The sequence below is a fragment of the Brasilonema bromeliae SPC951 genome (genome assembly GCF_012912135.1).
Classification (GTDB): Bacteria; Cyanobacteriota; Cyanobacteriia; order Cyanobacteriales; family Nostocaceae; genus Brasilonema; species Brasilonema bromeliae.
Map to the genome: position 1 here is coordinate 19,676 of NZ_QMEB01000061.1, position 5,728 is coordinate 25,403.

Below are 5,728 nucleotides of genomic sequence, written 5' to 3' on the forward strand. Positions count from 1 at the left end.
GTCTACTTCCCTAGCCCTCAGGTAAAAGCAGGACATTTATGGGCACACCTGACGAAACGCTATCCCTTCTTTGAACAACAAAGTGCCTCAGACTGTGGTGCAGCGTGCCTTGTGATGATGAGTCGCTATTGGGGTAAACGCTTTAGCATCAACATATTGCGGGATTTAGCTAACGTCAGGCGCACTGGGGCATCTCTACAAGGTTTAGCAGTAGCAGCAGAAAGTATCGGTTTTGCGACTCGTCCAGTGAAAGCCAGCCTAGACAAATTGGCACAACAACCTCTACCAGCGATCGCCCACTGGGAAGGCAAGCATTACATCGTCGTCTATGAAATCACTCCAAAACAGGTAATTGTCGGCGATCCTGCCATCGGTCAACGCACCCTCAGTTATGCTGAGTTTAAAGCAGGGTGGACTGGTTATGCCTTATTAGTGCAACCGACAGCAGAACTCAAAGAAAGCCAAGAAGCGAGTACACCATTCTGGCAGTTCTGGGAGTTAGTCAAACCACATTGGCAAGTCCTGCTGGAAGTCTTCATCACTTCAGTCTTTATCCAGCTGTTTGGACTCGTCACGCCTCTGTTCACCCAGTTACTGTTAGACAGGGTGATTGTCCAAGGTAGTACCCTCACCTTAACTGCCATTGGGTTAGGGTTGCTGATTTTTGGTTTGTTCCGCGTCGCCATGAACGGACTACGACAATACCTGCTAGATCATACAGCGAACCGGATCGGAGCAGCCCTGATGGTAGGTTTTATCAAACATACCTTCCGCCTTCCCCTAGCCTTTTTTGAGTCGCGTTACGTCGGCGATATTGTTTCTCGCGTTCAAGAAAACCAAAAAATTCAGCGTTTCCTGACTGGCGAAGCACTGTCAATCATTCTTGATTTACTGACGGTGTTTATCTATGTGGGTTTGATGTTTTGGTATAGCTGGCAGATGGCATTGTTAGTGCTGTTGATTGTGCCGCCATTTTTTATTCTGGCGCTGGTTGCTACACCTTTTTTTCGCCGCATCAACCGTGAAGTTTTTAATGCCTTAGCCGACGAGAACAGTTATTTAATTCAAGCCCTGACAGGAATTCGCTCGATTCGTTCAATGGCAATTGAACAAACGGTGCGCTGGCGTTGGGAAGAACTGCTAAATAATTTGATCAAAAAAATGTTTGGCGGACAAGTCATTGCCAACCAACTGCAAGTTCTCAGTTCTACCATCGAATCAGTGGCAAATACAGCATTATTATGGTTTGGAGCATGGCTGGTGATTCACAACCAACTGACAATTGGGCAACTTGTAGCCTTCAATATGTTGTTGGGTAACATCATTCATCCTTTCCAACGCCTGACAGTGCTGTGGAATCAAGTACAAGAAGTGATGGTTTCCACCGAACGGATTAATGATGTTCTAGAAGCCGAACCAGAAGAAGACTTACAACATCAACCACGCCAATCTTTGCCAAGACTACGAGGTTACATTCGCTTTCGTGATGTGACTTTCCGCTATCACCCAGAAAGTGATATCAACGTACTGGAAAACCTCAGTTTTGAAATTCAGCCTGAGCAAACTGTAGCGGTTGTAGGGCGTAGCGGTTCCGGGAAAACAACTCTTTCCAAGCTGATTTTGGGTTTATATACCCCGACAAATGGCAAAGTATTGATTGATGGTCATGATGTGACAACTCTTCAGATGCGATCGCTACGACAACAAATTGGTGTTGTCGATCAAGAAACCTTTTTGTTTGGTGGTACGATTCGGGAAAACATTAGCATCGCTCACCCAGAAGCCACTTTAGAAGAGATTACCGAAGCAGCGAATCTTGCAGGGGCTTCAGAATTTATTCAGCAATTACCTATGGGTTACGAAACCCAAATCGGTGAAGGCGGCGGAATGCTTTCTGGTGGACAACGCCAACGTCTAGCAATTGCTCGCGCTTTATTAGGTAATCCCCGGTTTTTAATTTTCGATGAAGCAACCAGTCACCTCGATGCGGAATCAGAACGCATCATTCAAAACAATTTGAAAACGATTCTCCAAGGACGTACCAGCTTGATTATTGCCCATCGACTTTCTACGATTCGCAATGCTGACTTGATTCTGGTATTAGATCAAGGTGTGTTGGTGGAAAGCGGGACTCACAAGGAATTAATCGCCAAAAAAGGTCATTACTACTACCTCAATCAACAACAACTTGCTCAAGTAGGCTAAATCAGTTATCAGTGAACAGTTACCAGTCATCAATCATAAATAGTGGTAACTGCTAATTGATAGCTGATAACTGCTAATTAATAACTGATAACTGAAATTAAGCTATGGCTTATCCATCCAATAATTCATCATCACCATTCACCCCAACCGATGATCAGCAACTGAGCACTCCACCTAATGTAGTTGAGGAAAATAATAATGTAGCAGTTGCCAAAGATTGGTTTTACGGTACTGAAGAACTACTAGATGCTTTACCTCGTCTTTGGACGCGCTCTTTGTTATATTTGCTGATAGGTTTTAGTGCGATCGCCTTACCCTGGGCAATGCTGTCTCAAGTTGATGAGACAGGAACTGCTAGAGGACGTATCGAACCACTAGGCGCAACACAAAGATTAGATTCTCAAGTCACCGCCAGTATCACTGCTGTCAGGGTGAAAGAAGGAGAGCAAGTTCGAGCCGGACAGTTACTGGTAGAACTACAATCAGATGTAATGCAAACCGACTTGAAACAGGCGCAGGCAAAGCTAGAAGGACTCATAAATCGGCAAGCACAACTAGAACTCATCAAAAACCAATTGCTACTAGCAATTCGCGTCCAAGAGCAACAAAACCAATCCCAAGAATCAGAAAAAATTGCCCAAGTTAATCAAGCAAAGCAAAACCTGGATGCAAAACAGAGTACCTATAACTTACAAAAATTGGAAAAACTGGCTTTAGTAGATCAAGCTAAGCAGCAGATTAACAGCACTCAGAATGACCAGAAGTCGGCCCAAAGTCGTTTGAGTATAGATTCAAAACAAGTCAAACGCTTTAGCAAACTCGTGAAGGATGGTGCGGTTTCCGCAAATCAAATTGACCAACTCAGAAAAGAAGAAGAAGAAAGCAAACGACTCAACCAAAAAACGCAATCGGATATCAAACAAGCCCAGCTACGCTTCCAAGAAGAACAAAACCGTTATCAGGCAACTATGCGTCAAGCCCAGGTAGATATTCAGGTAGCAAAACTGAGACTGCAAGAGAGTCAAAGCAGCTATCAAAGTATTATTCAAGCTGGGAAACTAGCTGTTTTTAAAAATCAGGAACAATTAAAAGACCTGCACACACAAATAGTGACTCTGAAATCAGAAATTGCTCAAACCAAAAACCAAATCGATTCCTTAAAGCTGCAATTAGAGCAACGAGTTATGCGATCGCCCGTTGATGGTGTCATTTTTGATTTACCCATCAAAAAGCCTGGTGTCGTCGTACAACCCGGTCAGATCATCGCCCAAATTGCCCCTAAACAAACTCCCTTTGTACTTAAAGCCAATATGCCTAGTCAACAAAGTGGTTTCTTGAAATTAGGAATGCCAGTCAAAATCAAGTTTGACGCCTATCCCTTCCAAGATTATGGAGTCGTTCCAGGGCGAGTGATTCGGATTTCACCAGACTCCAAAATTCAGGAAACTCCCCAAGGCAAAATAGAAACTTTTGAGTTGGAAATATCCTTGAATCAGCCTGATATCCAATCTGGTAACAAACATATTCCCTTAACCCCTGGTCAAACAGCAACAGCAGAAGTTATTGTTCGTCAGCGGCGCGTGATTGATTTCATTTTAGATCCGTTTAAAAAGCTGCAAAAAGGTGGTTTAGAGCTTTAACCAACAGTTAACCAGTTATCAGTTATCAGTTATCAGTTACCAATGATAACGCTACGGTGTACACACATCTCGCTCAAAACCTCACCCTCGCTTGAATCGGCGCTAAAATCTTTCCCTCTCCTTACCAAGGAGAGGGATGCCCGACAGGGCAGGGTGAGGTTCCGAAGGAATTTTGATTAATTCGATGACTTGTGTGTACACCCTTACCCCCTTACCCCCTTACCCCCTTACACTCCTAATTGTTGACTCTAAACCTGATTTCTTTCGTACCCATCAAAAAATTGTTAATAATCAGAGGAATAAGATGATGTTAAAAGTGTTGAATGTGTCTGGTAAAGAAATGCTAGAGCAACTGAAACTTTCCTGCCAGATTCCTGGTTTATTAGATGCGATCGCAACACGCAAAATTATTTTTGATGCAGCAAGAACTGCAGGGATTAAAGTAGAAGTACAAGAACTCCAACAGTCAGCCGATAGCCTGCGGACAGCGAATAACCTACTGAAAGCGGAAGATACTTGGGCGTGGCTACAAAAACATCATCTTTCTTTGGAAGAGTTTGAACAATTAGCCGAAATTAACCTACTATCTGCCAAGTTAGCGAATCATTTATTTGCAGATAAAGTGGAATCATTCTTTTATGAACACCAACTGGATTACCTGGCAGCAGTTACTTACGAAGTCATCTTAGATGATGAAGACTTAGCTTGGGAACTTTTTTATGCACTCACTGAAGGTGAAATGAGTTTCCAAGACATGACTCGTCAACACATCCAAAATCCAGAACTTCGCCGTACTGGCGGATATCGTGGAATAAGACCTCGTAAAGATTTTAAACCGGATATTGCCGCTGCGCTCTTTGCCGCTAATCCTCCTCAGTTACTCAAACCCATAGTCACTACACAAGGAATCCATCTCTTGAGGGTTGAGGAAATCATTCGTCCGGAATTAGATCAGCAGTTACGCTTGAAGATTATGAGCGACTTTTTTTCCACTTGGTTAAAGGAACAAATGGCGCAAATAGAAGTTATTCCACATTTTGAATCAGATTCCTATTCTCCACCAGTCCAGGAATTACTGAAGCTAGCTTAATCGGTATAAAACAATTTTTAAAAACCAGATACAATTGGTATCTGGTTTTTAATTCACAACAATTATCAATGACTTCTGAACAGAAAAACTCGGTTTTGCAAAACTTACCGAGTTTATAATGTATGATGTATGAGTCTTGAGTTATTGAGATTTTCTTATCATTTTTTAAATGAACTATCTGTGACTATGAGGTAAATCAGATAAGCAGCAAATGCTTTTAATAAGGTATTTGCGAATATACTAAAAGGATTACCACCCATGACAGATGCAGACTCAGTTTCAGATAGTTCATTTAGAAATGTTTCAGATTCTGATAAAATTTGGCAACTCGTCGAATTGATATCAAAAATTGTGATTTTAGCCATTGTGATTTTTTGAGTTATAAAAGTTAATTAGTGATCAGAATTTTTGGGAAACATGAAATTTATAGAGATAGGTTTTACCCATCCCTATAAACAATACTAATAAACTAGTTATTTACGTTATTTCGCTAGTTCGGCAATCGCTAAAATTGCTGTACCCTTCAAGAATGAATTTTGCAAAATTTTAGAAATTTCTATTACGAATCCACCGTAGCTGCTCGCAAAAGTTAGCGCATCACCACCACCGTTAACAGAGGAAGACTCTGTTTCAGCTACTTCATTGATAAAGGATTTTGAGTCGAATGCCAGGTCGGAAACTGTGATTTTAGACATAAATTTTTCCTGATTTTGTAGTTACTTGGATTAAGCTCTTGCTTAACCCTTGCATCTATTTTTAACGATATAAAATCGAAATTCAAGGAGTTGAAATT

At 41.7% G+C, this 5,728-nt stretch carries 4 protein-coding genes; 3 read left to right on the forward strand and 1 reads right to left on the reverse strand.

Translation table 11 applies throughout. The annotated features are described in order from the left end of the window. From DP116_RS10300 to DP116_RS10310, 3 genes are all read left to right on the forward strand, one after another. The coding region (locus DP116_RS10300) for a peptidase domain-containing ABC transporter (protein ID WP_246275569.1) at positions 1-2,205 on the forward strand (2,205 nt) is incomplete at its 5' end. Between the two features lie 104 nt (positions 2,206-2,309). Beyond that, positions 2,310-3,845 (forward strand): beta-barrel domain-containing protein, encoded by a 1,536-nt coding sequence (locus DP116_RS10305; protein WP_169155103.1) that lies wholly within the window; start codon positions 2,310-2,312, stop codon positions 3,843-3,845. 307 nt (positions 3,846-4,152) lie between these two features. Continuing rightward, on the forward strand, positions 4,153-4,935 hold the full coding sequence (locus DP116_RS10310) for a peptidylprolyl isomerase (protein ID WP_169155106.1): 783 nt from the start codon (positions 4,153-4,155) through the stop codon (positions 4,933-4,935). A 482-nt stretch (positions 4,936-5,417) separates the two neighbouring features. On the opposite strand, the gene DP116_RS10320 is transcribed toward DP116_RS10310, so the two are convergent. Beyond that, positions 5,418-5,630, reverse strand: coding sequence for a hypothetical protein (locus DP116_RS10320; RefSeq protein ID WP_169155105.1), 213 nt, complete (start codon positions 5,628-5,630; stop codon positions 5,418-5,420). Positions 5,631-5,728 lie beyond the last annotated feature (98 nt).